The sequence below is a fragment of the Corynebacterium sp. ACRPZ genome (assembly GCF_022346205.1).
GTDB lineage: Bacteria > Actinomycetota > Actinomycetes > Mycobacteriales > Mycobacteriaceae > Corynebacterium > Corynebacterium lehmanniae.
The window spans coordinates 43,092-65,791 of sequence record NZ_JAKRMR010000013.1; the positions used below are offsets into that span (position 1 = coordinate 43,092).

Consider the following 22,700-nt stretch of genomic DNA (forward strand, 5'->3'; position numbering starts at 1 on the left):
CTTACATGGACAACAGCACCGCAGGTAGTCCGGCGCACAGCTGCGACATTTCCACAGTGCCGGAATACTTCTGCCCGGTGAGCCGGTCGGTCCAGGTGCCTTCGGGAAGGGTGAGGGTGGTGCCGCGCCAGCCTCCGGCGCGCTCCAAGCTGAGCGGGGCGCGGGTTGCTACGGCGATGACCTGTGGTTCGTCGTCAAGTGTGCGCGCCATGCTCACAACGTGCTCGCGCGCGGGGCCGGCGGCGCAGATCGCGCGGTAACCGCCGTCGAGGAAGAGCTGCGGGCGTTCGCGGCGCAAGGTGAGGGTGGCGCGCACAATGCGTTGCTTATCGACGTCCTCCGGTGCCCCCTCACCAGCACAACGCGCCTGATAGTCGACAAAGCGGCGGTTGTCCGGGTCCACCAGCGAGAAGTCCAAAAACTCGGTGCCCTGGTAGGTGTCCGGGATGCCCGGGCCGACCAGCTGCAGCAGTTTGCGCCCGAGGGAGACGGCAACGCCGCCGCGGTCGAGGTCGCGGGCGAAGTCTGCGAGAAGCTGCGTTGCGGGGCCGTCGGTGAGGCGGGCGATCCAATCGGTCAGCCGGGCCTCGAACTCGTGGTCGTTGTCGTGCCAGCTGGTCAACCGGTCCGCCTCTCGTGCGGCCTTGACGGCGTAGTCCTGCAGGCGCCGGGTGAACTCCTCGGTGGCGTGGCCGTCGCGGGGCCAGGCGCCGAGGATGTTCTGGATGAGGAAGTATCCGGTGGCCTCATCCGGCGGCGGGGTCAGCGCGAACACGTCGCGGATCAGGCGGGCGAACTCGTCGGGAAGCTCCGCGATCTCCAGCATGCGGGCGCGGGTGTCCTCGCTGCGCTTCGTGTCGTGGGTGGTCAGCGCGGTCATGGTGCGGGGCCACAGCGCGGCGCGTTCTGCCTGGAGCAGGTGGAACTCGGCCTGGCTCACCCCGGTCCGGCCCGGCGCGCCGCCGACTTCCTGCAGCGCCACCAGGCGGCACGCGCGGTAGAACAGGGTGTCTTCCACGCCCTTGGCCATAACCGCGCCGCAGACCTGGGCGAAACGGTGGGCCGCCTCGCCGGACGCGGCGAGCGCGGCGGCGGTCAGGTCGAGCGCGGCCGGGTTGTGCCCGAGCTCGGCCAGCTGCGCGATCAGCGTTGGCGTCACCCGCGACAGGCAGCGGTAATCGGCGCGGTAGACCGGCATGCGAGACACAAGCGCCACCAGCACCTCAGTCAGTTCGGCGTCGGTGACGTCGCTAAAAGTTTGGCTGTCGCGGCGCACGGCGCGGGCAAGCCTGCGCACCTCCGGGGCGAGTTCCTCGTTTGCGATGCGGGCTTTGAGCTCCCACTCGGCAGCCTCCACCGCGTCGGCATCCCAGGTGGAGCCAGAGTACTCACGCGCCAGCTCGCCGAGTGTGCCCGCGGCGTTCGCGTCGACGAAGACGCCGTCGAACTCGCGCAGCGCGTCGTAGCCGGTGGTGCCGTGGATGTCCAAGTGCGGGTCCAGCGGCTCGTCCGCCGCGAGGATCTTCTCCACGATCAGCCAGGTGTCCGGTCCGATGAGCTCGCGCAGCCGGGTGAGGTAGCCGAACGGGTCGGCCAGGCCGTCGGGGTGGTCTACGCGGACGCCGTCGATAAGCCCCTCGCCCACAAGTTCCCGCAGGCAGGAGTGGGTGGCGTTGAAGACATCCTCGTCCTCTTGGCGCACGCCGGCGAGGCCGTTGATGGAGAAGAAACGGCGGTAGGTGATGATGCCGTCGCACCAGTACATCAGCCGGTAGTGCTGGCGCTCGTGCACGGCGGCCGGGTCGTCGTCGAGTCCCGCGTAGCTGCCGGGGGCGAGCGGGAAGACGTGGTCGTAGTAGGTGAGCACGTCCTCGTCGTCGAGGTGCTCGAGTTTCAGCGCGTCCGCGTCGCCGGGTGCGCCGAGGACCGGCAGCGCGATTTTGCCGCCTGCGCCGTTGTCCTCGGCCCAGTCGATGTCGAAGAAGTGCGCGTAGTCCGAACCCTGCCCGTGCTTGAGCACGTCCCACCACCACCGGTTGCGCCGCGGCACCTCCACGCCGAGGTGGTTGGGCACGATATCCACCACCAGCCCCAACCCGGCGTCGTGCGCCACCCGGGCGAGCCGGCGCAGCCCGTCAATGCCGCCGAGCTCCGGGTTGACCACGGTCGGGTCGATCACGTCGTAGTTGTGGTTGGACTCCGGCGCGGCCGCGAAGATCGGGGAGAGATACAGGTGCGAGACCCCGAGGTCGGACAGGTAGGGCACAAGCGCGGCGGCCTGGGCGAAGCCGAACTCGCGGCCGTGAGGGTCCGCATGCGGGCCGCGCAGCTGCAGGCGGTACGTGGAGGTGATGGGGCGTTTCACGCCCCACACCCTAGCTGGATTTTGCGTGGCGCAGCAGGGGAAACCCCACGGAATAGGCCAGCACATTCGCGCCGGGCAGGTGCTGCGCCACCTCGTCGGCGTCCGCGTCGAAAACGAATAGCTCGCGCCAGTCGCGGGTGGCGTAGACCAGCCCGGTCTCCGGCCGCAGCACGGCCTCGAAGTGGCGGTGCAGCAGGGTAAAGGGGCGTGGGTGGGAAAGCCACCAGGCGGCGGGGGAGTCGTGTCCGTCCACCTCGAAGCCTCGCGGCAGCTCGTCGCAGTCCAGCGCGACGCTGGGGCAACGTACTAAGAACTCCACGCCGTCGTCGCGCTGCGCGCGGGAGATCAGCTGTTCCGCCGCGGCGTTCCACAGCTGATGGGCGCTCACACCCGCGGCGCCGACCTCCTGGTGGGTAAGGCCGGTGGAGGTAGGCGAGTCGAATACGCACACCAGGCCAGGCGAGAGGCTAATAAAGGCAGTGGAGGTGCTAAAACCGGCGGCGATGCGCGCGCGAGTTGCCGCGCCGTCCACGTGCGCAAGACGCAACGTGATCGCCGTGGCGGGAACGGGTGCGTGTTGGAGAAGCTGCATGGCTACTTAGACGCAACCGCACCCGCCCCGGTTCCCGAAAGGCCGAAAGTTTTTCTAAAACGGCGGCTGCTCGTTTAACCCCAGCGCCTCAAGCAGCTGGTCGGCCTGCCAGATCTGGATGTCCTGGCCTTTGTCCTTCAGCTCGCGGGCGCGCTTTTCCTTCGAGGTCACCGTGGCCCATTCGCCCACCACCAGCACGGTGGTCTTCTTCGTCACGTTCTTGCCCACCTGCGCGCCCTGTGCGGCGATCTTTTGCCACAGCTCACCCTTGTCGTGCGGCTCAAACTCGCCGGTCAGCGTGACATTTTCGCCGTACAGCGGCGCGTTCGGATCTGCGTCCGTGTTCGGCTCCGGCACGGTGTCTGGGGTGGCCACGGACTGCCAGGGGCGCTGGGGCCCTTTGTTCTGCTGCGCCCGCTTCGCCGGGCCCGCTTGATTCGAGCCCTGGGGCGCCGCGGATGCTGCAACCGCGGCGGCGACCCCGCCCTGGGACGCCTTTTCCGCCTGCATGGCGCGGCCCGCGCCGGAGCGGTCGCGCAGCACCGGGGTCACGCGGGCGGCGTCGATGGAGCCGAGCGTGAAGCCGGAGTCGTGCACGAAGCTCATCAGGCTGCCGGTATGGCCGGCCTGGCGCGCCAGGCCCACCATCACGCCGGCGCAGGCCGCGGCGTCCTCGCAGGCGTCGTGGTGGTTGTCCAGCGTGATGCCGAAGTGCTCCGCCAGGGTAGGCAGGCGGTGGTTGGCCACGTCCAGCTTGGTGGCGCGCGCCTGGGCGAGCGTGCAAGCGAACAGCATCTGCGGCACCTCGACGTCGGAGGCCTGGCAGGCGTCGCGCAGCGCGGAGGCGTCGAACTGGGCGTTGTGCGCCACCAGAGGCAGATCGCCGACGAACTCGGCCATCTTCGGAATGCAGTCGCACACGTCCGGCGCGTCGGCGACATCCTGCTCGGTGATGCCGTGGATGGCCACGTTGCCCTCCTCGAACTGTGCGAGAGACGCCGGCGGCTTGCACAGCCACGAGGCGCGGTCCACCTCCTCGCCGTCAACGATCTTCACCAGGCCGATCTGGCAAATCGAGCCCCAGCGGCGGTTCGCGGTCTCTACGTCGAAGCCGACGAAGGAAAAGCCAGGGATGCCGGCGCCGCCGGCCACGGTGCCGGTGGCAGGTGCGTGGCCGTGCTTTGCGTCGTCGAGAAGCTTGCAGAGCTCGGCGGGGCCCTCCTCGTCGCCGGGAGCGAACCAGACGGCCACAGTGCCGCCGGCAGTGTCGATGTCCACACGCGTGCGGGTCCACGCGTCGCCCGCGACGGAGGTGGTGCCCGCGATGTCGGCGATGGCCACCTCGCGGGAGTTGCTACCGCCGCGCAACGAGGCCGCGAGTGCGGTGGGAGTGAGGGTCAGTGCCTCATTGGTCACGGTCAACGTTGCGCCGTGCGCGGTGATCATTACTGGCTGGCCTCCGAATTTCCTTCGCCTGCGGGTGGTTGGGTGCGGCGCAGCACCACGGTGGAACGCTGGCCCACGGTCACAGTCGCGCCGGGCTGGACTGGCTCGGCGTCCTCGCGTACGCCGAGCGCCTCGGTGGTGTCTACGACTACCTCCCACTCGTCGCCGAATTCGGCGCCCGGCACCGTGAAGTCGATGTCTTCGTAGTGGGCGTTGAACATCAACAGGAAGGAATCGTCCACCACGCGCTGTCCGCGCGCATCCGGCTCGGCGATAGCTTCGCCGTCCAAGAACACCATCAGAGCACGCCCGAACGGGGTATTCCAATCGTCCTGCGTCATCAGTGTGCACTCGGGTGTCAGCCACGCGATCTCGCGGCCGTGCTCCTCGTCGCCCAACGCGCCGCCGGCGAGAAAGCGGCGGCGGCGGAACACCGGGTGGTCGCGGCGCAGCTCGATCAGCCGCCGGGTGAAATCGTGCAGGTCGGATGCTTCCTCGAGCCTGGACCAGTCCATCCAGGAGATCTCGTTGTCCTGGCAGTAGACGTTGTTGTTGCCGCCCTGGGTGCGCGCGATCTCGTCGCCGTGGGCGAGCATCGGGGTGCCCTGGGACAGCAGCAGGGTAGTCAGGAAGTTGCGGCGCTGCCGCGCCCGCAGGTCCAGCACCTCCGGGTCGTCCGTCTCACCCTCCGCGCCGCAGTTCCACGAGCGGTTGTGGCTCTCGCCGTCGCGGTTGTCCTCGCCGTTGGCCTCGTTGTGCTTGTCGTTGTAGGTGACTAGGTCGTTGAGGGTAAATCCGTCGTGGGCGGTGATGAAGTTGATGGATGCGGTGGGGCGCCGGCCGTTGTGCTGGTACAGGTCCGACGAACCGGTCAGACGCGAGGCAAACTCGCCGAGGGTGGAGTCCTCGCCGCGCCAGAAGTCGCGCATGGTGTCGCGGTACTTGCCGTTCCACTCGCTCCACAGGGCGGGGAAGTTGCCCACCTGGTAGCCGCCTTCGCCCACGTCCCACGGTTCGGCGATGAGCTTGACCTGGCTGACCACAGGGTCCTGCTGCACCAGGTCGAAGAAGGTGGCCAGGCGGTCCACGTCGGAAAACTCGCGGGCCAGGGTGGAGGCGAGGTCGAAGCGGAACCCGTCTACGTGCATGTCCGTGACCCAGTAGCGCAGCGAATCCATGATCAGCTGCAGCGAGTGCGGGTAGCGCACGTTGAAGGAGTTTCCGGTGCCGGTGTAGTCCATGTAGTGGAACTTGTCGTCGTCCACCAGCCGGTAGTACGCCTCGTTGTCGATGCCGCGGAAGGCGATGGTCGGGCCCATATGGTTGCCCTCGGCGGTGTGGTTGTACACCACGTCCAGGATGACCTCGATGCCCGCCTCGTGGTACGTGCGCACCATCTGCTTGAACTCGGCCACCGCGTCACCCGGCGCGGTGGAGGAGGCGTAGTTGTTCTCCGGGGCGAAAAAGCCGAACGTGTTGTAGCCCCAGTAGTTGCGCAGGCCTAAGTCCCGCAGGCGGTCGTCCTGCAAAAACTGGTGCACCGGCAGCAGCTCGATGGCGGTGACGCCCAGGTCCTTGAGGTAATCCACCATCACCGGGTGCGACATGCCGGCGTAGGTTCCGCGCAGGTCCTCCGGGATGCCGGGGTGGGTTTGCGTCATGCCCTTGACGTGGCACTCGTAGATGACGGACTCGCCCTCCGGGATCTTCGGCGCGCGGTCATCGCCCCAGTCGAAGAACGGGTTGATCACCACGGACAGCATCGTGTGGCCCAACGAGTCCTCCTCGTTGCGGCCGGTGCCCGGCTCGTCGGCGTGCACGTCGTAGGAAAACAGTGAGGAGTGCTGGTCGAATTCACCGTCGAAGGCGCGCGCGTACGGGTCCACCAGCAGTTTGTTCGGGTCGCAGCGTTTGCCGTTGTGCGGGTCCCACGGCCCGTGCACGCGGTAGCCGTAGCGCTGGCCCGGGCTCACTCCGGGCAGGTAGGCGTGCCAGACGTGGTTGTCCACTTCCTCCAGCGGGATGCGGGTCTCCGCCCCGTCGTCGTCGATAAGGCAGAGCTCCACTTTCTCCGCGACGCCGGAGAACAGTGCGAAGTTCGTGCCTGCGCCGTCGAAGGTGGAGCCCAGGGGGTAGGAAGAACCGGGCCAGACGATGGTCTCATTCATGGGGTCACAGCTTAGTGCCCCCTCAGACACTTCGCTTTAGGCCGTCGAGCAGGAAGGCCACTGCCGCGGCGTGCTCGCCTACGCCGTCCGACTCCGCAGGCGCGCCAGTGGCCTGCGCCAGCTGCGCGGCGGATTGCTGCACTGCAGCGTCGCCCAAGGTCAGTCGCAGCAAGCCTCTGGCGGCGATGTGCACATTGCTTTCCGACGCCGCTTCGCCCAGCCACGCCCTGACCGACGCCGCGAACCTGGTTTCCAACTCCTTTTGCACCTGCGAACCGGGCTGGCTCACCGCCGCGACGACGACCTCCGCGCCGTCGCGGGTGGAAAGCAGTGCCTCGCGCAGCGCGCGGCTTAAATATGCGGGGTCCGGCAGGGGGCCGTTGATAAGCACCTGCACAATCTCTTCCGCCATGGAGGCGATGAGTTCCTGCTTGTTGGAGATGTGCCAGTACAGCGCTCCGGGCGCGACTGAAAGTGAGGTGGCTACCCGGCGCATGGACACGTCCGCGAGCCCGTACTCGGCGAGGATGGTCAACGCCGCTTCGGTGATGCGCTCACGGGTTAGTTGCATTCCTCCAACATAGACGCACAACGGTCGCCGGCGGCCGAAATGGCTTTACGTAACCTCACAGAAACCCTCCAGAATGCTTATATAGATGTCCAACGAGTGCAACAGTGAGTAGTTGGTACTATTTCTGAATGGATCTTCACCGCGACTGCATGTACTGATGCCGAAGAACAGTCGCTGGTGCCAGCCCGCACCGAATTTCCGGGCGGGTCCGACAACGAGAGGTACAGGTATACCGTGAAGTTGCAAACGAAGAAGAGCTTGGCAGTGACGACGGCGGCGCTCGCCCTCGTACTCCCGCTCACCGCGTGCGGGTCCGACGACGAAGGAACCTCCGGCGGTCTGTCCACCGCCGCCGAGGCGCCTGAGGCGTCCGCCGCGAACTCTTCCACGGAAGCCTCTGCGGAGAAGTCCGAGAAGTCTGAAAAGCCCGAGAAGTCTGAAAAGGCAGAAAAGACCTCGAAAACTTCCGAGAAGGAAAAGAAGAAGGAAGACAAGCAGAAGTCCAACCAGGCACAGGGCGACGAAGAGCAGCCGCCGACACTGGCCAACCCGTTTGAAAACGGCATGCCGGAAAACACCAATGAGCCGCTGGCCAACGGTGAGGCAGGCAGCGAGGACGACCGCCGGGAGATGGAAGACACCGCCCGCGCCGTGCTCAACCCGGGATCGTTTGCAGACTGGACCCCGACCATCCTGGAGAACTCGTGCAAGGCCGTCACCGAGCCGATGCTCGAGGAGCTTGAGCGCCAGGGCATGAGCCTGGAGCAGGTCCAGGAGGCCAGCCGCCTCGCCGAGGAGCAGGGCCAGGGCATCGAGCTGCCGGAGACGGAGGTCAGCCTGGACGATGTGCGTATCGACGGTGACCGCGCGTCCGCGAGCCTGACCGCGAGGAGCGAGCACGGCGAGGAAACCTCGACCATGATCTTCCAGAAGGAAGACGGTCGCTGGAAGCTGTGCAACTAAACCGTAGATCCGCACTGAGCGCCGGAGCTGGGCTCCTGGCGCTCGGTTGCGTTTTGGGCATCCTCGGCGGCGGGGTGTGGGCGCTTGTGCGGCCCGCATACATCGGCGTGGTTGAAGGCGGCGGTTTGCGGGTGGATCAGGCGGAAAGCCCCGTCAACGCCGAATTCGCAGGCTTCGGCTCGTTTGCTCTGCTGACCACCCTGGCCGGTGTTGTGGCGGCGGCGGTGGCGCTGTTTGCCGCGCGGCGCGGGAAAGTCCGTGGGTCTGTGGCCTGGCTGATCTGGGCCGGAATCGTCAGCGCGGTAGCTGCCGTGGCGCTCTACATCTTCGGCGGCTGGTTCGTGGGACTTATGCACCCCCTGCCGTCGCCTGATGCGCTTTCGGACGGCGACACGTTGACCATGGTGCCGCCCGTGCGACCAGGTGTCGCCTGGGCAGCGGGCCCGTTCGCGGCGGTGCTGGTGTACTGGACCGCCAACCTTTTGGCCTACACAAGGCAGGAGCGCTAGCTAGCGCCTGCCGGGCCAATCCACCACCGACTGGCCGGCCGTCTGCTGACTGACGTGGTCGATGGCCGCCAGGCACGCCGCCATCGCAGAGATGACAAATTCGCTGACCTGCCCGGGCGCGGCGCCCTCAGCCACGAGCATGGTGGACTCGGCGTGCATGTGGGCGGTCCCGTCGAATTCGTGCAGGTAAGCGGCCGTGGCGCACGTGCGCTCGTTGACGTCGTTGCACACCAGCCACAGCGGCAAGAACGCATCGAGGGCGTCGCGGCCGGTGTCCCACATGCCTGTCACGCGGGCGTAGCGCGGTCCCGGCTCGCCTTCGATAGTCAGCGCGAACGGCACGCCGTTGACACCGGTGGCGATCACGCCGTCCTCGCCGACCCCGTAGCGGAATTCCAGCTGCTCCAACGCATCGGTGAGATCGCCCACGCCAACCGGCGCGACCTCACCTGCGGGCCCCTCCACTTCGCGGTAGAGCTCCGGTGCGGTGGACACCTCCTGCCGCCCGCCGCGCGGCAAGTGACGCAGTAAGGGATGCCGGCCCAGCAGCAGGTCGGTGTCCTGGGCGCGCATCAGCTGCGGCGGCAGGGGCTGGTCCAGGCCCGCGTCCAAGAATCGTTCGCGCAGCCGCCGGTAAAACGCGGCAGCGTGCTCGAGCGTGTCTAACAATTCGGCGGCCAGTTGATCGTCGCTAAGCCCATGCTTGATGTGCACGCCGCGGCGCATGCGCGCGCACAGATCCCCAGACTCCATCAGACGGTAGCTCGCCCACGGGCCAACCCGGTCGTGGTTCCAGGTGTTGATGAAGCGGGCGAGCGCCATCGCATGCTCGAAGTCGGTGGGGATTCGCTCCGCAGTGTCGATGACCAGCGCCATTGGGCGCGAGTAATCCACCCACAGGGCCACGGTGAAGGCATGCGCGCCGATGACGACGCGGTCCGGGCGCACCAGCGGTTCGAAGCCGAGGCCCTCCAGCAGTGCAGCGACGCGCTCGAGAGTGACCTCTCCGGGGCGCTGAGGGCTCGCCGGTGCAGCGTGCTTTCCCATACAGCGAGCATAACGCCCACTGTGAAGGCAGCGTCCATGGATTCGTATGCAGCGTCTACAATGACGGCCGAATCGACTTGGTTGCGAAGGAGGTCTTTGCGGTGTCCGCTGTCGGGAATCCGATTTTGGTGGTGGTGCTCAGCCTTGTGGCGGGGCTTCTCGTCGGCGGAGTCTGGTCCAGCTATCAACGCGGAGCACCCCGTGCATTTACCGCGGTGCTTGCGCTTCTAGCTGTCATGGCCCTGCTCTTCGCAGCCCTCGCGCTTATGGAGGTGATGTGAGATGGCATGGTCCAAACGGCCGCTGACCCGTGGGGAAGTTGAATCGCTGACCAACGTGTGGCGCGCCCGGGGCCTGATCCCGGTGCTCGTTGCGGTGGCTTCGGCCTTCGCGGCGTGGGCGTTGCTGCTGCCCGTGGTCCCCACGGCGGTGATCGACGCTGGCCAGCCAGCCTCCCTGGCAGGGCTTTCCACCGGCGTGTTCATGTTCGCCACCGTGGTCACCCAAATTTTCACCCCAAAGGCGCTGAAGACGTTCGGCTTCGGCTGGGTGTTGGCCATCTCCTCGCTGCTGCTGGGCATCCCGGCGTTCGGCTACATGCTCGGCATGGACGCCGTACCGCTGTTGACCGTCAGTGCGATCCGCGGCATCGGCTTCGGTGCGCTGTCCGTGGCGGAAGCCGCCATCATCGCCGAGCTTGTCCCGCTGCGCCTGCTGGGCAGCGCCACCGGCATCTTCGGCATGGTCGTGGGCCTGGCGCAGATGGTGGCGCTGCCGTCCGGTCTGGCGTTGGTGGACAAAATCGGCTACGACGCGGTGTACGTGATCGCCGCCTCCATCGGCGCGGTTTCGCTGGTGGCCTGCCTGGCTATCCCGCCCATCCCACCGGCGGACCCGGACGCTGAAACGCAGCAAAGCGTGCGCGTGCCCATGTGGCACCTCGCGCTCGTGCCGGCGCTCGCCCTGATGTTTGTCACCACCGCATACGGCGCGATCACGAACTTCCTGCCGGTGTCCATGCGCGCGCTCGACCCGGTGTCGGGCGCTGCGCTGGCGGGCGTGATGCTTTCCGTCCTCAACTTCGCCGCGATGGTCTCGCGCTACGTCGCCGGCCGCATCATGGACCGCCGCGGCTACCCGGGCACCGTCATTATCCCGTGCCAGATCATCGCCGCTGTCGGTGTGGCGCTGATGGCCATGATCCTGTCCATGGAGCTGCCCGCGTGGACCATGCTCATCGCCGCGCTGTTCTACGGCGCCGGCTTCGGCGGAGTGCAAAACGAGGCGCTGACGATGCTGTTCTACCGCCTGCCGCGCCACAAGACCTCGGAGGCCTCCGCCATCTGGAACATCGGTTTCGACGGCGGCACCGGCTTGGGCTCGACGTTCTACGGCATGTTGGTGGCGCAGATGGCGTTTGCCCCGGTGTTCGGCATCGCGTCTGCCGTGATCACCATCGGCCTGGCAATTACGCTGCTGGACCGCCAGCTGGGCCGCCACCGCGTGGTGGAAGTGAACAACCTGTCTGCGCGCCTGAAGTCGGTGCAGGTGCCGCGGCCCTACCCGCGCAAGCACCAGTAGGCAGCGCGGGGGCTACACTACGCACCTATGAGCGAGACAACCTCCAGCCCGAAAACTGCCGCTGTTGCGGTGTTCGACCCGTTTGCGGGCGGGGATCCCGCGGTGGCGGCGCTGCGCGCTGCGCTGCGGGCTGAAGGCGTGGGCGCGGAGGTTACCTCGGACCCGTCGGGCGCCGTCGCCGCGGATGGTCTCGTCATTGTCGCCTCCGGCGATGCCGCCGAGGCGCTGCGGGCTCTGCGTAAAGCCCAGGCGGACCGCGTTGTGGGGCAGCGCCTCGCCGGTTCGCGCCCGGTGCTTGTGGTTGGCGCCACCATGGACGCGCTGTTCGAGCGCGGCGCGGATGGCGCGGCTGGATTCGGGGAGTGGCCGGGAGGCGTCGAGAAGCTTGATGCCCCCGTTGAACGCGCGGAGGTTACGCCTGCGCAGGGTTCGCTGATGCTCGACGGTGCGCAGGAATTCGAGTTCAACGCTGCCACCGGCGCCCGCAACTTCGAGCTGCAAGAGGACGAGTTCATCGCGTACCCCAAGCTGAGCTGGGCGGGCGAGGTGCTCGCAGCGGTGGAAAACGGCCCACTGTGGGCGACTCGTTTCCACCCTGAGGCCTCTGGCGAGACTGGTGCCGGGGTGCTGCGAAACTGGATCGCCCAGCTGGGGTAGCACGATGACGGGTATGACGGAGCTGATGGGTCACCTGCAGGCCGCGGAGGAGGCGGTTGACGCTGCCCGCGAGATCTTCGTCAACGAACTCGGTGCCGCGCCCGCCCTGCACAAAGGCTCTGGCGACTTCGCTACCGCCGCGGACCTGGCGGTGGAGGAGCTGCTGCGCGACAAGCTCACCGGCGCGACCGGCATCGGTGTGTTCGGTGAGGAGCAGGGCGGCGAACTGGACGAGCACGCCTGCTGGGTGGTGGACCCCATCGACGGCACGTCGAACTATTCCACCGGCAACCCCAACTGCGCGATCCTGGTCTCGCTGCTGGTGGAGCGGCAGCCGGTGGTGGCGGTGGTGGACGCGCCGCTGCTGGACATGCGGCTGACGGCTATTGACGGCCAGCCGGTGCACCTCAACGGCGCGGCGCTGCCGCCGGTGAGTGCTGCCACGTCCGCGCCGCACGTGGGCGTCGGCTCCCTGCTCTCCCGCGACCGCAGACGTATGCCGACCAGCCAGCGTCTGGACCTGGCCGGCGAGCTGGCCCGGGCGCACCTGCGCCCGCGGATTTCCGGCTCGGTGGGCATCGACCTCGCGTTTGCGGCCCAAGGGATCTACCAGGCCGCGGTGAGTTTCTCGCCTCACGTGTGGGATAACTCCGCGGGCATCCTGCTGGCGCGCAGCGCGGGAGCGGTGGCCACCGCCGGCGACGGCACGCCGTGGGAGCCCGACAAGGTAGGGGCTGTGGTGGGCACCGCCAAAGCCCACGCCGCGGTGATGGAGGCGCTACAAACGGTCCAAAATGATGCGGGTAAGGAGGCTTAACGCATGACTAAAACTGCACAGCCAGACAAGAAGGCCGCCCGCAAAGGGGCGGTCGCACTTGGTGTCGCCGGCGCGCTGACCTGGATCAGCTCGCGGATGGATTGGGTGCGCGCGGAATTCGTCGACGACATCTCCGGCGGCGGCGAGGCAAGTGTCAACGGCGCGGACTGGTCCACGGAGACCGGTGCCATCGCGGTGCTGCTGATCGCAGGGATGGTCGCGGCATTTGCTTTACGACGCCTCGGCCGCCGCATCATCGGCGCCATCTGCGCAGCGGCGTCCGTGGGCCTGGCGGTGCCGGCGGTGCGTTTGCTGGTTGGCGGGGCGGATCCGGAGCGTGTGCACGCCCTGCTCACGGCGGGCGCGGACGAGGCGCAGCAGGGCAGTTCCGCGCCGGCGATTGCGCAGTGGGCGGATATCACCTCTACCACGACGCAACCGTTCGGCCCCGGGTTGGCGCTGGTGGCGGCGGTGCTCGGACTGGCCGGCGGGGCGCTGCTGGTCGCGCGGCCGGGCGAGGATTCGCCGCGGCAGAACAAGTACGAGAAGGAAACGGTGCGCCGGGAGAAGGTGCGCGAGGACTTGGAGGAGGACCCCCAGTCCGGCCGCGTGCTGTGGGATGCGATCAGCGCAGACATCGATCCGACCGATCCGCGCGGCGGCGGGGGCGGACCGGATTTCCGATCCTCGAAGTCCACCCGCTAGCCTTATCCGTGATAAGGCCAGGCCCCTTGCAACTGGGAGGTAGCCATGCCGGCACCGAGCGCACTCGACGACGTCGTCGCTGGTGTGCTTCGCGACGTTGCCAAGCGTGAGGCCGCCGTTTCCTTCAAAGAGATCAAAGCGCGCTCGCGCGATATGGCGCCGACCCGGGACGCCCGGGCGGCGCTTTTGCGTCATGGCTGCAGCGTGATCGTGGAGATCAAGCGCAACTCTCCGGTCTTCGGTCCCACCGGCGCGGGGCATTCCAGCATTGAGGCGCTGGCGCAAAACATCGAAGCCGGCGGCGCCCACCTCATCGCGTGCCAGACGGAGCGGTTGCGTTTCGACGGCTCACTGGCAGACATGGCCCAGGCCAGGGCAGCGGTGGAGCTGCCGATGGTGTGCCGCGACGTGATCGTGGACCCGTACCAGATTCACGAGGCCCGCTGCTACGGCGCCGACGCCATCCCGCTGCAGGTGGGCATCCTGGACCAGGCCCGCTTCGAGGCGCTGCTGGACCGCGCCGAGTCCCTCGGCATGGCCGCAGTGGCGGAGGTGCGCACCCCGGAGGAGGCGGACCGAGCGCTGCGCGCGGGCGTGTCCGTTGTGGCGGTGAACTCCTGGACTTTCGACACCAACAATTTGAACCGCAACGCATTCGCCGAGATAGCGCCCGGTCTGCCCAGCGAGGTGATCAAGATCAGCCTCGGCGGCGTGGCCACCCCGCGCGATCTGATCAACGCAGCCTCCTGCGGCGCGGACGCGGTGCTCGCGGCGGAGGCCGTCATGGCCGCGGGCGATGTGCTCTCGGCGACGCGCTCGCTGGCCACCGCAGGCCAGCACCCCGCGTGCCCGTCGCGACGCTAAATGGCACACTGTTTGGCGTGCAAACGCTGAACTTGGCTAACATCCCATCGCCGCCGCAGGGCGTGTGGTACCTCGGTCCCATTCCCATCCGCGCCTACGCGCTGTGCATCATCACCGGCATCATCGTCGCGATGGCGGTCTCGCTGCGCCGCTATAAGGCGCGCGGCGGCGACCCGGAGACGGTGTGGGACGCGGCGATTGTGGTCATCCCGGCCGGCATCATCGGCGGGCGCCTCTACCACGTGATCACGGACCACCAGAAGTACTTCGGCGAAGGCAAAAACCCCTGGCAGGCCTTCAACATCACCGCCGGCGGACTTGGCATCATCGGCGCAGTTGCGCTCGGCGCTTTGGCGGTGTGGGTGATGATGCGGCACAAGGGGCTGCCGATTGCACCGCTTGCGGACGCGATCGCGCCGTCGGTGATCCTCGCCCAGGGCATCGGCCGGTTGGGCAACTACTTCAACCAGGAGCTCTACGGCGCGGAGACGAATGTGCCGTGGGCGCTGGACATCTACTACCGCGTTAACGAAGCCGGCCAGTACGCCCCGCTGACGGGCCGCTCCACCGGCGAGGTGATTGCGAGCGTGCACCCGACGTTCCTCTACGAGCTGATCTGGAACGTGGCGGTGTTTTTCGTGCTCATCTGGGCGGACCGCCGCTTCCGCCTCGGCCACGGCCGTGTGTTCTGGCTGTACGTGGCCGGCTACACGCTGGGCCGCTTCTTCATCGAGTTCATGCGCCGCGACGAGGCGAACCTGATCCTCGGCCTGCGCGTGAACACGTGGGTGTCCGCCATCTTGTTCATCGTCGCCGTGGTGATCTTCTTCATGCTGCAAAAGGGCAGGGAGACCCCGGAGGAGGTGGACCCGGAGTACAACCGCTCGTCCACGGCAGACTCCCAGGATCGGGAGTACCGTGGGGCGCTGAAGAACACGAATGACACCGACGACAACAGCGACAACACCGAAGACAACGAGGTTGGTACACGTGGATAGAAGGACAAAGATTGTCTGCACCCTCGGCCCGGCTGTAGCCAGCAAGGATGCGATTTTGGGACTCGTGCGCGACGGCATGGACGTGGCGCGTTTGAACTTCTCGCACGGCGACTACCCGGACCACGAGCAGAACTACCGCTGGGTCCGCGAGGCCACCGACGAGACCGGCCACGCCGTGGGCATCCTGGCGGACTTGCAGGGCCCGAAGATCCGCCTCGGCCGCTTCGAAGGCGACGGCAAGACCTACTGGGAAACCGGCGAGACCGTCCGCATCACCGTGGACGACGTCGAAGGCACGCACGACCGCGTGTCCACCACCTACAAGCAGCTCGCCCAGGACGCGAAGCCGGGCGACCGCCTGCTCGTGGACGACGGCAAGGTCGGCCTGGTCTGCACCGAGGTTGACGGCAACGACGTGGTCTGCCGCGTCACCGAGGGCGGCCCGGTGTCCAACAACAAGGGCGTCTCGCTTCCGGGCATGGACATCTCCGTGCCGGCGCTGAGCGAGAAGGACAAGGCTGATCTGCGCTTCGCCCTGGAGCTCGGCGTGGACATTATCGCCCTGTCGTTCGTGCGTTCTCCGGCGGATGTGGAGCAGGTCCACGAGATCATGGATGAGGTCGGCCGGCGTGTGCCTGTCGTCGCCAAGCTTGAAAAGCCCGAGGCTGTGGACGCGCTGGAATCCATCATCCTCGCGTTCGATGCGGTGATGGTTGCCCGCGGCGACCTGGGCGTGGAGATTCCGCTCGAGCAGGTCCCGGCAGTGCAGAAGCGCGTGATCCAGATTGCGCGCGAGAATGCCAAGCCGGTGATCGTCGCTACGCAAATGCTTGACTCCATGATTGAGAACTCGCGTCCGACGCGCGCCGAGGCATCCGACGTGGCCAACGCGGTGCTTGACGGCGCGGACGGTGTCATGCTCTCGGGCGAGACGTCTGTGGGCGTGGATCCGCACAACGTGGTGCGCACCATGAGCCGCATCGTCCGCTCTGCCGAGACCATGGGCAGCGTGCCGCCGCTGAACCACATCCCGCGCACGAAGCGCGGCGTGGTGTCCTATTCGGCGAACGACATTGCCGACCGCCTCAACGCGCGCGCGATTGTCACGTTCACCACCTCCGGCGACACCGCACGCCGCGTGGCGCGCCTGCACCCGGACCTGCCGCTTCTGGTGTTCACGCCGGTGCAGCAGGTGCGCTCGCAGCTGGCCATGACGTGGGGCGCGGAGACGTTCCTATGCGAGCAGGTCCACAGCACCGACGACATGATCAAGGTGGTGGACCGCCAGCTTTTGGCAATGGAGCAGTACAAGGAGGGCGACACCATGGTCGTTGTCGCCGGCACCCCGCCGGGTGTCGCGGGCACGACCAACACCATTCACGTCCACCAACTCGGCGAGGACACGCGCAACCCCTAAGTAGTTAGGCTGGTGGGCATGCCTGGAATTGAAGTTCGCGACGCCCACCTGCACAACCTCCGCAACGTGGATGTGGACATCCCGCGCGGCACACTCGTCGCGGTGACCGGTGTGTCCGGCTCGGGCAAGTCCTCGCTCGCGTTCGGCACCATCCACGGCGAGGGCCAGCGCCGCTACCTCGAATCGGTCGCGCCGTTTGCCCGCCGCCTGATCGGCTCGGCGGTGGACCCGCAGGTCGGCTCGGTGGAGGGGCTGCCGCCCACGGTGGCGTTGGAGCAGTCCACCTCCGGCGGTGGCGCGCGCTCGACCGTGGGCACCGTCTCCGCGCTGTCCAACAGCATCCGCCTGCTGTACTCGCGCGCGGGCGACAACCCGATGGGGCTGTACTCCGACTCGTTCTCCCCGAACACGCCCGAGGGCATGTGCCCGACGTGCCAGGGCACCGGCGTGGTGCACGAGCCGACCGAGGAATCGATGGTGCCGGACTCGACGCTGTCCATCGAGGACGGCGCCATTAAGGCCTGGCCCGGCGCGTGGGCGGGCAAGAACTTCCACGACATCCTGGCCACCTTGGGCTACGACCTGGATTCGCCCTGGCAGGACCTGCCCAAGGAAGACCGCGAGTGGATCCTGTTCACCGAGGAGCGCCCCGTGGTCACCGTCAAGCCACTTCGCGGCGAGGACCAAATCCAGCGCAACTACAAGGGCACGTGGCGCTCCGTGGCGTCGTATCTGACCAACACGCTCGCCGAGACCCAGTCCGACACCCTGCGCAAACGCGTGCTGTCCTACATGGAGTCGCGCGTGTGCGAGACCTGCCACGGCCGCCGCCTCAACCCGGAGGCGCTCAAGGTCACCTACGCGGGGATGCCTATCGACGAGCTCGGCGCCCTGCCGCTCGACCAGGTCCACGAGGTGCTGGCAGCGCAGGAGCCGACCGAGGGTTCGGCCGAGGACCTGCTGCTGAAGCAGATCCTGCCCGCGCTGCAATCCGCGCTCGACCTGGGCCTGGCGCACCTGAGCCTGGACCGCCCCGCGCCAACCCTGTCCGCCGGCGAGCTGCAGCGCATCCGCCTATCCGCCCAGCTGCGCTCGGGCCTGTTCGGCGTGGCGTACGTGCTGGACGAGCCGTCCGCCGGCCTGCACCCCGCCGAGCGCGGCGCGGTGCTGGACATCTGCCGCCGCTTCATCGACGCCGGCAACTCGGTCCTGCTGGTCGAACACGACATGGAACTCGTCGCCCAAACCGACTGGCTCGTGGACGTCGGCCCGCTCGCCGGCGAGCGCGGCGGTGAGGTTGTCTACTCCGGCCCCACCAGCGACTACACCGGCGACGCGCCCACAGCGAAGGCGCTGGCGAACCGGACACTTTCGCCTAACGACGCCCCACGGTCCGCCACCGGCGAACTGCGCCTTTCCGGCGTGTCGGCACGCTCCATCGACGGGTTGGATGTCTCGTTTGGGATGGGCCAGTTCACCGCGGTGGCCGGTGTGTCCGGCTCCGGCAAGTCCACCTTGGTCAGCACCGTCCTCGCAGGTGTGCTCCGCGACGCCGCGTCCACCGTTGTGGAGGAAGAGGACGACTCTGCGGGTGATGCGGGGGCGGGGGAGGCCGGATGGACCGTCGATAGGCAAGAAGGCTTCGACGCAGTGAGCCGAGTCGTGCAGATCACCCAGAAGCCCATCGGGCGCACCCCGCGCTCGACGCTGGCGACCTACACCGGGCTGTTCGACGGCGTGCGCAAACTGTTCGCCGGCACCGACGAGGCGAAGCGGCGCAAGTGGACCGTGTCGCGCTTTTCCTACAACGTGAAGCAGGGGCAGTGCCCGACCTGCGGCGGCGCCGGCAAGATCGAGGTGGAGCTGGTGTTCCTGCCTGGGTCGTACACCACCTGCCCGGACTGCGGCGGCGCGCGCTACAACGACGAAACCCTCGAGGTGGCCTGGGAGGGCCTCACCATCGCGGAGGTGCTGGAGCTCACCGTCGACGAAGCCGCGGACGTCTTCGCCGACGAACCGAAGATCCTGCGTGCCGTGGAAACCCTGCAAGCGGTGGGGCTGGGCTACCTGCGCCTGGGTCAGGGCGCGCCCGAGCTTTCCGGAGGCGAGGCGCAGCGCATCAAGCTGGCCACCGAGCTGCAGCGCTCCCGCAACTCGCGCCGGGGCCACACCGTGTACCTGCTCGACGAGCCCACCACCGGCCTCCACCCCGCCGACGTGGCGCTGTTGGTCAAGGAGCTCAACAGTCTTGTCGACGCTGGCCAAACCGTGATCGTGGTCGAACACGACCTGTCCGTCATCGCGCAAGCCGACCGCGTGATCGAGATGGGCCCCGGCGCCGGCGCCGACGGCGGTCAAGTGGTGGCTACCGGCACCCCGGCCGAGCTGGCGAAGTCTGATACTGCAACCGGAAAGGTGCTGGCCGAGCGTTCGGCGTAGGTCGTCGTCGGTGGCGACTATGCAGCTGCATAGTCTCGGGGTTGCCGTTCGCGTGATTCGTAGGGGTAGTCACCTAAACGAAACCTGCAAAAGTCGACAATTGGGACGGGCGTCCAGATTTATCGGCGCAGGTCAGAAGCTTATAAGTGTTGCCGCATGTAAATTCGTACAAACCGAGCGGGCAAGGGCTCGAATCGCTATGCAGCGGCATAGTCTTGCGATGGCTGATCAGCCACAGGGGCGGTTGCCTCGGCTCCGTTGACTATGCAGCTGCATAGTCTCTTGGGTCGGGTTCACTATGCGACGGCATAGTCTTGCTGACCGGTCCCGCTATGCAGCGGCATAGTCCCGACACTGCCACCAGACTATGCAGCTGCATAGTCTGGTGGGATGGATTCGCTATGCAGCGGCATAGTTTTTCTTGATGGCCGGACCGTCTCAGGGAAGATTGGTTCGGCTTCGTTGACTATGCAGCGGCATAGTCTTGTGCACCGATGCCACTATGCGACGGCATAGTCCCGACACTGCCGTCCACTATGCAGCGGCATAGCCTGGTGGGGTGGATTCGCTATGCAGCTGCATAGTTTTTCGCGATGCCTGGTTCGCCTCGGGGGAGGTTGGTTCGGCTTCGTTGACTATGCAGCTGCATAGTCGTTGAGCCCCAACCGCCCCGGAGGCCCTGCGAATCTAGTCATCGATTTCGATGCCAGCTGCTTTGGCCCGCTCCACCAGCTCCGCGATTTCAGCAGGTCGTTCAGCGATGCCTGTGAAAGAAGACTGGGCCTTGTCGATGTGTGCTGGATCACCGTAGATGCCGATGCCTTCGCCTTCCGGGTCGAGCTGGAGGCTGGGATCAACCCCGGCCCTTCGATTGGAGGTAGCGAGCGACGCCCTCGAGGAAGTAGCCGTTGGCTTCGTGCCCGCTAGCGGCGATTGCTTTATCGAGTTCTGAACCGGCGGCCACTTGGAGGTAGACCGAGTGTTGGCCTTCAAGCTCCCCAGCAGACTCATCGAGTTCTACCCGGCGCATCTTCAGGCCGGTCGACGATTCCGACTCTTCGGCGCCATGGTCGATGTCCTCGTCTGGCGGGCTTACATCCGTCGGGATGTCAAAACCCAGGTGGTAGCAGCGGTACTGCTCAAGCCAGAGGTCCAAGAAACCGAGTGGATAGAACGTCCAAGGAATAAGCTGATAGTCGCGTTCCTCTTCGGTGGCGGGGCGGATGGCTGAACCGCTCACCCACACGAAGAGTTTCCAACCGGAAGGGTCGACAGAGTTAACGTCAAGAGGTATCTCGTCGTTGAGGTCCTTGGGGACGAATCCGGGAGGGCCCGGCCGGTACAAGCTCGCACCTACGGCGACTTTCGACGCGTCGAATCCCCCAGGGATGGTTTCAACCTTCCCGTCGCGGATGAAAGGGCCGCCTTTACGGAAGGCGTCGGTGAGCAGTGGAAACGGTGGAATGATCCACGGTGAGTGCTCGCCGGTCCCACTAGAAAGTCCGAGCACAGCCAGATTTTCAGGGGTGCGGGGTACGCCGACCAGTGAGGCCCCGCCGATTCGGTGTTTCGCTTCGTAGACGTGAACTTCAATGTCGCCGTTGCGCGTCGGCATATGCAGGCGCGTGTTGTCGGACTGGCGGATCGCCTTCATCGACGGGGCGAATTGCATGAAGTACGTCATCGGATCATCTTCAGCCGTTACCGCTCTTGCCAGATGCTGAGCAGTTGGTTTTCGGTGTACGCGTAGTCGGGGTCGACCGCCTCGATCGCGCGTGTGAGGCGTTCCTCCCACTGCTGCATGATCTCCGTGCCAAGAGGACCGATCGGGCCATCCGGGTTCTCCACGGCGGCGTCGAGCACGATGCCGGCAATCTCGATGTCGGGTCGCACCCAATTGTGCCCGTCGCTGAGCTCGAGAAAAGCGCGACAAGCTGCGAGCGCCTTATCTGGATCTTCGAGTGGTGCTTCGTGGTGCAGCACTGCGGTGGCCCAGTGGTGCATGGCGAGGAGATTGTCGCTTTCCGACGGCGCTTCCGCCCCCTCAACGAACCGGTACAGATCCAGCGGAGGATACTGCGCTGCGTCGTAGGCCTTGAGCATCATCACTGCCCAGAGAGCGACGGGAGAGTCGGCGAGCGCGTCTAGGGTTTCCTTGCCGGGGATGCTGCGGGAGGTGCTGTGATTGCGAGTGAGTGGCGCGATGACGGCAACGTGCGTTTCTGCGTCGTTAGACTCGGACAGGATCGCCTTGGCTTCCTCCCATGTCAGGTCGGGAATCGGGGCAGGCTCGGTGTCGGCGAGGTACTGGTCCAGGGTGATGGGGTCCGGAATCTGTGGCGTCATGGGTCGAGCTCCTATTTCTTCTTGGGTTGGTAGTAGTGGGGGTCTTGGTCGACTGTGCGGGTTTGGATTCCGCGGGTGTCGAAGTTGGCTTTGAGCCAGCTAACAAGCTCGGAGGTGTAGTACTGGTCCATCCACAGGTCGGGGTTGTCGGGTGAGGTCCGGATTCTGAACACTGGTGCCTGCGGTGTGTCTTCGTGGAGGTTGAACGCGCGGAAGCCGATGTAGTCGCCGTACTGGCTAGTGAACGTGCATTCGGCAACTCGAGCACCCTGCTGGTTGAGGGTACGTCGGATCGCGATGGCTGCATCGGTCGGAGCGATAAGCATGCCGATGGATTCGGTGAGGCCGAAACGCGGGTAAGGGGAGCCGTCCGAGTTGAAACAGCCTTCCAGCACATCGAAATGCTGGCCGTCGATTGTGTCGAAATGCTGGGCTTTTTCCATGCTCAAAATTGAGATCGATGGGTCGAATACAAAGACCGCCGTGCCGATCTTGTGCTCGATTTTGTGGCAAAGCACCGTTCTCTCCTAGGTTTTTGCTTGCCTGCCTGGGCTAAACCGCGGATGGGCGGCCGGGGTAGGCGCCTTCGGCAACGCCAAGTTCGTAGAGCCTGCCTAAAATGTCGTCACCGGCGAGGCATGCTTGCAGTTCGTCGGCGTAGATGGGGTAGACGCCGAAGAAGTGGACGGCTTCGTCGCCTACAGGCGTGCGCAGAAAATCTCCGTCGGCGTCAACCGTGAATGCGCTGCCGATGATGAAGCCGGAGAAGTCGCTGCCCGGATAGGTCTCGCTCGGGTCGAGCCCTGCCTGGCCCGAGGTTCCGTAGGACAGCCACGTATCCATGTCTTTGGGCAGGCGTGCGGTGGACTTGAGCAGGGTTATTGGCCAGCTGATCGCGTCGCCTTCGGGGCCGTTTTGCGAGCCTATCTCCGCAAGTGGCCAATCGTCCGGAAGCGTCATCACAAGCTCCGTGCGGTTGAATTCTTCCTTCCCGGGTGGCATCTGCATCCGGTAGTCGTTCATGCCCGAGGTGCACAGCGTCCAGAATTGACGCTGCTCGGTGGGGGCCCAGCAATAGACGTCGATGTGCAGCTCGTCCGAGATGAGCTCGTGAAACACTGAATAGTCCTCGCCCAACAGCGGGGCTAGGCGGTAGTGCACAATGTCTTGTGGAGTCTGCGGGTTGGTCATGTGACCTAAAGTACATAAATCACG

The 22,700-nt window shown here is 66.3% G+C and carries 20 protein-coding genes; 10 read left to right on the plus strand and 10 right to left on the minus strand.

Features of this window, described 5'->3' with window-relative positions; translation table 11 throughout:
* Position 1 precedes the first annotated feature (1 nt).
* From treY to MHX64_RS09570, 5 genes are read right to left on the minus strand one after another with little or no spacing between them, the layout of a single operon-like run.
* Positions 2-2,365: a malto-oligosyltrehalose synthase gene (treY, locus tag MHX64_RS09550; RefSeq protein ID WP_239356712.1), complete on the minus strand. Its 2,364-nt coding sequence runs from the start codon at positions 2,363-2,365 to the stop codon at positions 2-4.
* Positions 2,366-2,375: 10 nt separating this feature from the next.
* On the minus strand, positions 2,376-2,957 hold the full coding sequence (locus tag MHX64_RS09555) for a hypothetical protein (protein WP_239356711.1): 582 nt from the start codon (positions 2,955-2,957) through the stop codon (positions 2,376-2,378).
* A gap of 54 nt (positions 2,958-3,011) precedes the next feature.
* Positions 3,012-4,403: an exonuclease domain-containing protein gene (locus MHX64_RS09560; protein WP_239356710.1), complete on the minus strand. Its 1,392-nt coding sequence runs from the start codon at positions 4,401-4,403 to the stop codon at positions 3,012-3,014.
* Positions 4,403-6,571, minus strand: a complete 2,169-nt coding sequence (gene glgX, locus MHX64_RS09565) for a glycogen debranching protein GlgX (protein ID WP_239356709.1) — start codon at positions 6,569-6,571, stop codon at positions 4,403-4,405. The genes MHX64_RS09560 and glgX overlap by 1 nt, the downstream gene beginning before the upstream one ends.
* 22 nt (positions 6,572-6,593) lie before the next feature.
* The gene (locus MHX64_RS09570) at positions 6,594-7,142 is read right to left on the minus strand and encodes a TetR family transcriptional regulator (protein ID WP_239356708.1); all 549 of its coding nucleotides are present in this window, start codon (positions 7,140-7,142) and stop codon (positions 6,594-6,596) included.
* Positions 7,143-7,376: 234 nt separating this feature from the next.
* Between MHX64_RS09570 and MHX64_RS09575 the strand changes: the two genes are divergently transcribed.
* On the plus strand, positions 7,377-8,105 hold the full coding sequence (locus MHX64_RS09575) for a hypothetical protein (RefSeq protein WP_239356706.1): 729 nt from the start codon (positions 7,377-7,379) through the stop codon (positions 8,103-8,105).
* Between the two features lie 53 nt (positions 8,106-8,158).
* Complete coding sequence (locus tag MHX64_RS09580) at positions 8,159-8,614, plus strand: hypothetical protein (protein WP_239356705.1); 456 nt, start codon at positions 8,159-8,161, stop codon at positions 8,612-8,614.
* Here MHX64_RS09580 and MHX64_RS09585 read toward each other — a convergent pair whose 3' ends face one another.
* The gene (locus MHX64_RS09585) at positions 8,615-9,661 is read right to left on the minus strand and encodes a YbjN domain-containing protein (RefSeq protein WP_239356704.1); all 1,047 of its coding nucleotides are present in this window, start codon (positions 9,659-9,661) and stop codon (positions 8,615-8,617) included. It lies immediately after the preceding gene.
* 282 nt (positions 9,662-9,943) lie between these two features.
* Between MHX64_RS09585 and MHX64_RS09590 the strand changes: the two genes are divergently transcribed.
* From MHX64_RS09590 to MHX64_RS09625, 8 genes are read left to right on the plus strand one after another with little or no spacing between them, the layout of a single operon-like run.
* Positions 9,944-11,242, plus strand: coding sequence for an MFS transporter (locus MHX64_RS09590; RefSeq protein WP_239356703.1), 1,299 nt, complete (start codon positions 9,944-9,946; stop codon positions 11,240-11,242).
* Positions 11,243-11,269: 27 nt separating this feature from the next.
* Positions 11,270-11,899: an imidazole glycerol phosphate synthase subunit HisH gene (locus MHX64_RS09595; RefSeq protein WP_239356702.1), complete on the plus strand. Its 630-nt coding sequence runs from the start codon at positions 11,270-11,272 to the stop codon at positions 11,897-11,899.
* 13 nt (positions 11,900-11,912) lie between these two features.
* Positions 11,913-12,716: an inositol monophosphatase gene (locus MHX64_RS09600; RefSeq protein WP_239356701.1), complete on the plus strand. Its 804-nt coding sequence runs from the start codon at positions 11,913-11,915 to the stop codon at positions 12,714-12,716.
* A gap of 3 nt (positions 12,717-12,719) precedes the next feature.
* Positions 12,720-13,421 (plus strand): TIGR02234 family membrane protein, encoded by a 702-nt coding sequence (locus MHX64_RS09605; protein ID WP_239356700.1) that lies wholly within the window; start codon positions 12,720-12,722, stop codon positions 13,419-13,421.
* 45 nt (positions 13,422-13,466) lie between these two features.
* Complete coding sequence (locus tag MHX64_RS09610) at positions 13,467-14,285, plus strand: indole-3-glycerol-phosphate synthase (RefSeq protein WP_239356699.1); 819 nt, start codon at positions 13,467-13,469, stop codon at positions 14,283-14,285.
* A gap of 26 nt (positions 14,286-14,311) precedes the next feature.
* Positions 14,312-15,283, plus strand: a complete 972-nt coding sequence (lgt, locus tag MHX64_RS09615; RefSeq protein ID WP_239356762.1) for a prolipoprotein diacylglyceryl transferase — start codon at positions 14,312-14,314, stop codon at positions 15,281-15,283.
* Positions 15,276-16,700 carry a pyruvate kinase gene (gene pyk, locus MHX64_RS09620; RefSeq protein ID WP_034998608.1) on the plus strand — a complete coding sequence of 475 codons (1,425 nt, stop codon included), beginning with the start codon at positions 15,276-15,278 and terminating at the stop codon, positions 16,698-16,700. Before lgt ends, pyk begins: the two co-directional genes overlap by 8 nt.
* Positions 16,701-16,718: 18 nt before the next feature.
* Positions 16,719-19,139 carry an excinuclease ABC subunit UvrA gene (locus tag MHX64_RS09625; protein ID WP_239356698.1) on the plus strand — a complete coding sequence of 807 codons (2,421 nt, stop codon included), beginning with the start codon at positions 16,719-16,721 and terminating at the stop codon, positions 19,137-19,139.
* Positions 19,140-19,992: 853 nt separating this feature from the next.
* On the opposite strand, the gene MHX64_RS09630 is transcribed toward MHX64_RS09625, so the two are convergent.
* Genes MHX64_RS09630 through MHX64_RS09645 form a run of 4 tightly spaced genes read right to left on the minus strand, consistent with a single transcriptional unit; the run spans position 19,993 to position 22,676 of the window.
* A complete protein-coding gene (locus tag MHX64_RS09630; RefSeq protein ID WP_181888691.1) occupies positions 19,993-20,823 on the minus strand; it encodes a hypothetical protein in 831 nt (276 codons plus the stop codon).
* A gap of 17 nt (positions 20,824-20,840) precedes the next feature.
* Positions 20,841-21,485 carry a hypothetical protein gene (locus MHX64_RS09635; protein ID WP_181888690.1) on the minus strand — a complete coding sequence of 215 codons (645 nt, stop codon included), beginning with the start codon at positions 21,483-21,485 and terminating at the stop codon, positions 20,841-20,843.
* Positions 21,486-21,496: 11 nt separating this feature from the next.
* Positions 21,497-22,003 carry a hypothetical protein gene (locus tag MHX64_RS09640; protein ID WP_181888689.1) on the minus strand — a complete coding sequence of 169 codons (507 nt, stop codon included), beginning with the start codon at positions 22,001-22,003 and terminating at the stop codon, positions 21,497-21,499.
* A gap of 34 nt (positions 22,004-22,037) precedes the next feature.
* On the minus strand, positions 22,038-22,676 hold the full coding sequence (locus MHX64_RS09645; RefSeq protein ID WP_181888688.1) for a suppressor of fused domain protein: 639 nt from the start codon (positions 22,674-22,676) through the stop codon (positions 22,038-22,040).
* Positions 22,677-22,700 lie beyond the last annotated feature (24 nt).

What these genes read in the sequence shown, in the direction of transcription:
- MHX64_RS09635 (WP_181888690.1), bottom strand. Translation starts at nt 21,485, where the DNA reads ATGACGCCACAGATTCCGGACCCCATCACCCTGGACCAGTACCTCGCC.
- MHX64_RS09590 (WP_239356703.1), top strand. Translation starts at nt 9,944, where the DNA reads ATGGCATGGTCCAAACGGCCGCTGACCCGTGGGGAAGTTGAATCGCTG.
- MHX64_RS09645 (WP_181888688.1), bottom strand. Translation starts at nt 22,676, where the DNA reads ATGACCAACCCGCAGACTCCACAAGACATTGTGCACTACCGCCTAGCC.
- MHX64_RS09600 (WP_239356701.1), top strand. Translation starts at nt 11,913, where the DNA reads ATGACGGAGCTGATGGGTCACCTGCAGGCCGCGGAGGAGGCGGTTGAC.
- MHX64_RS09595 (WP_239356702.1), top strand. Translation starts at nt 11,270, where the DNA reads ATGAGCGAGACAACCTCCAGCCCGAAAACTGCCGCTGTTGCGGTGTTC.
- MHX64_RS09555 (WP_239356711.1), bottom strand. Translation starts at nt 2,957, where the DNA reads ATGCAGCTTCTCCAACACGCACCCGTTCCCGCCACGGCGATCACGTTG.
- MHX64_RS09560 (WP_239356710.1), bottom strand. Translation starts at nt 4,403, where the DNA reads ATGATCACCGCGCACGGCGCAACGTTGACCGTGACCAATGAGGCACTG.
- MHX64_RS09610 (WP_239356699.1), top strand. Translation starts at nt 13,467, where the DNA reads ATGCCGGCACCGAGCGCACTCGACGACGTCGTCGCTGGTGTGCTTCGC.
- MHX64_RS09585 (WP_239356704.1), bottom strand. Translation starts at nt 9,661, where the DNA reads ATGGGAAAGCACGCTGCACCGGCGAGCCCTCAGCGCCCCGGAGAGGTC.
- MHX64_RS09625 (WP_239356698.1), top strand. Translation starts at nt 16,719, where the DNA reads ATGCCTGGAATTGAAGTTCGCGACGCCCACCTGCACAACCTCCGCAAC.
- MHX64_RS09605 (WP_239356700.1), top strand. Translation starts at nt 12,720, where the DNA reads ATGACTAAAACTGCACAGCCAGACAAGAAGGCCGCCCGCAAAGGGGCG.
- MHX64_RS09570 (WP_239356708.1), bottom strand. Translation starts at nt 7,142, where the DNA reads ATGCAACTAACCCGTGAGCGCATCACCGAAGCGGCGTTGACCATCCTC.
- glgX (WP_239356709.1), bottom strand. Translation starts at nt 6,571, where the DNA reads ATGAATGAGACCATCGTCTGGCCCGGTTCTTCCTACCCCCTGGGCTCC.
- MHX64_RS09630 (WP_181888691.1), bottom strand. Translation starts at nt 20,823, where the DNA reads ATGACGTACTTCATGCAATTCGCCCCGTCGATGAAGGCGATCCGCCAG.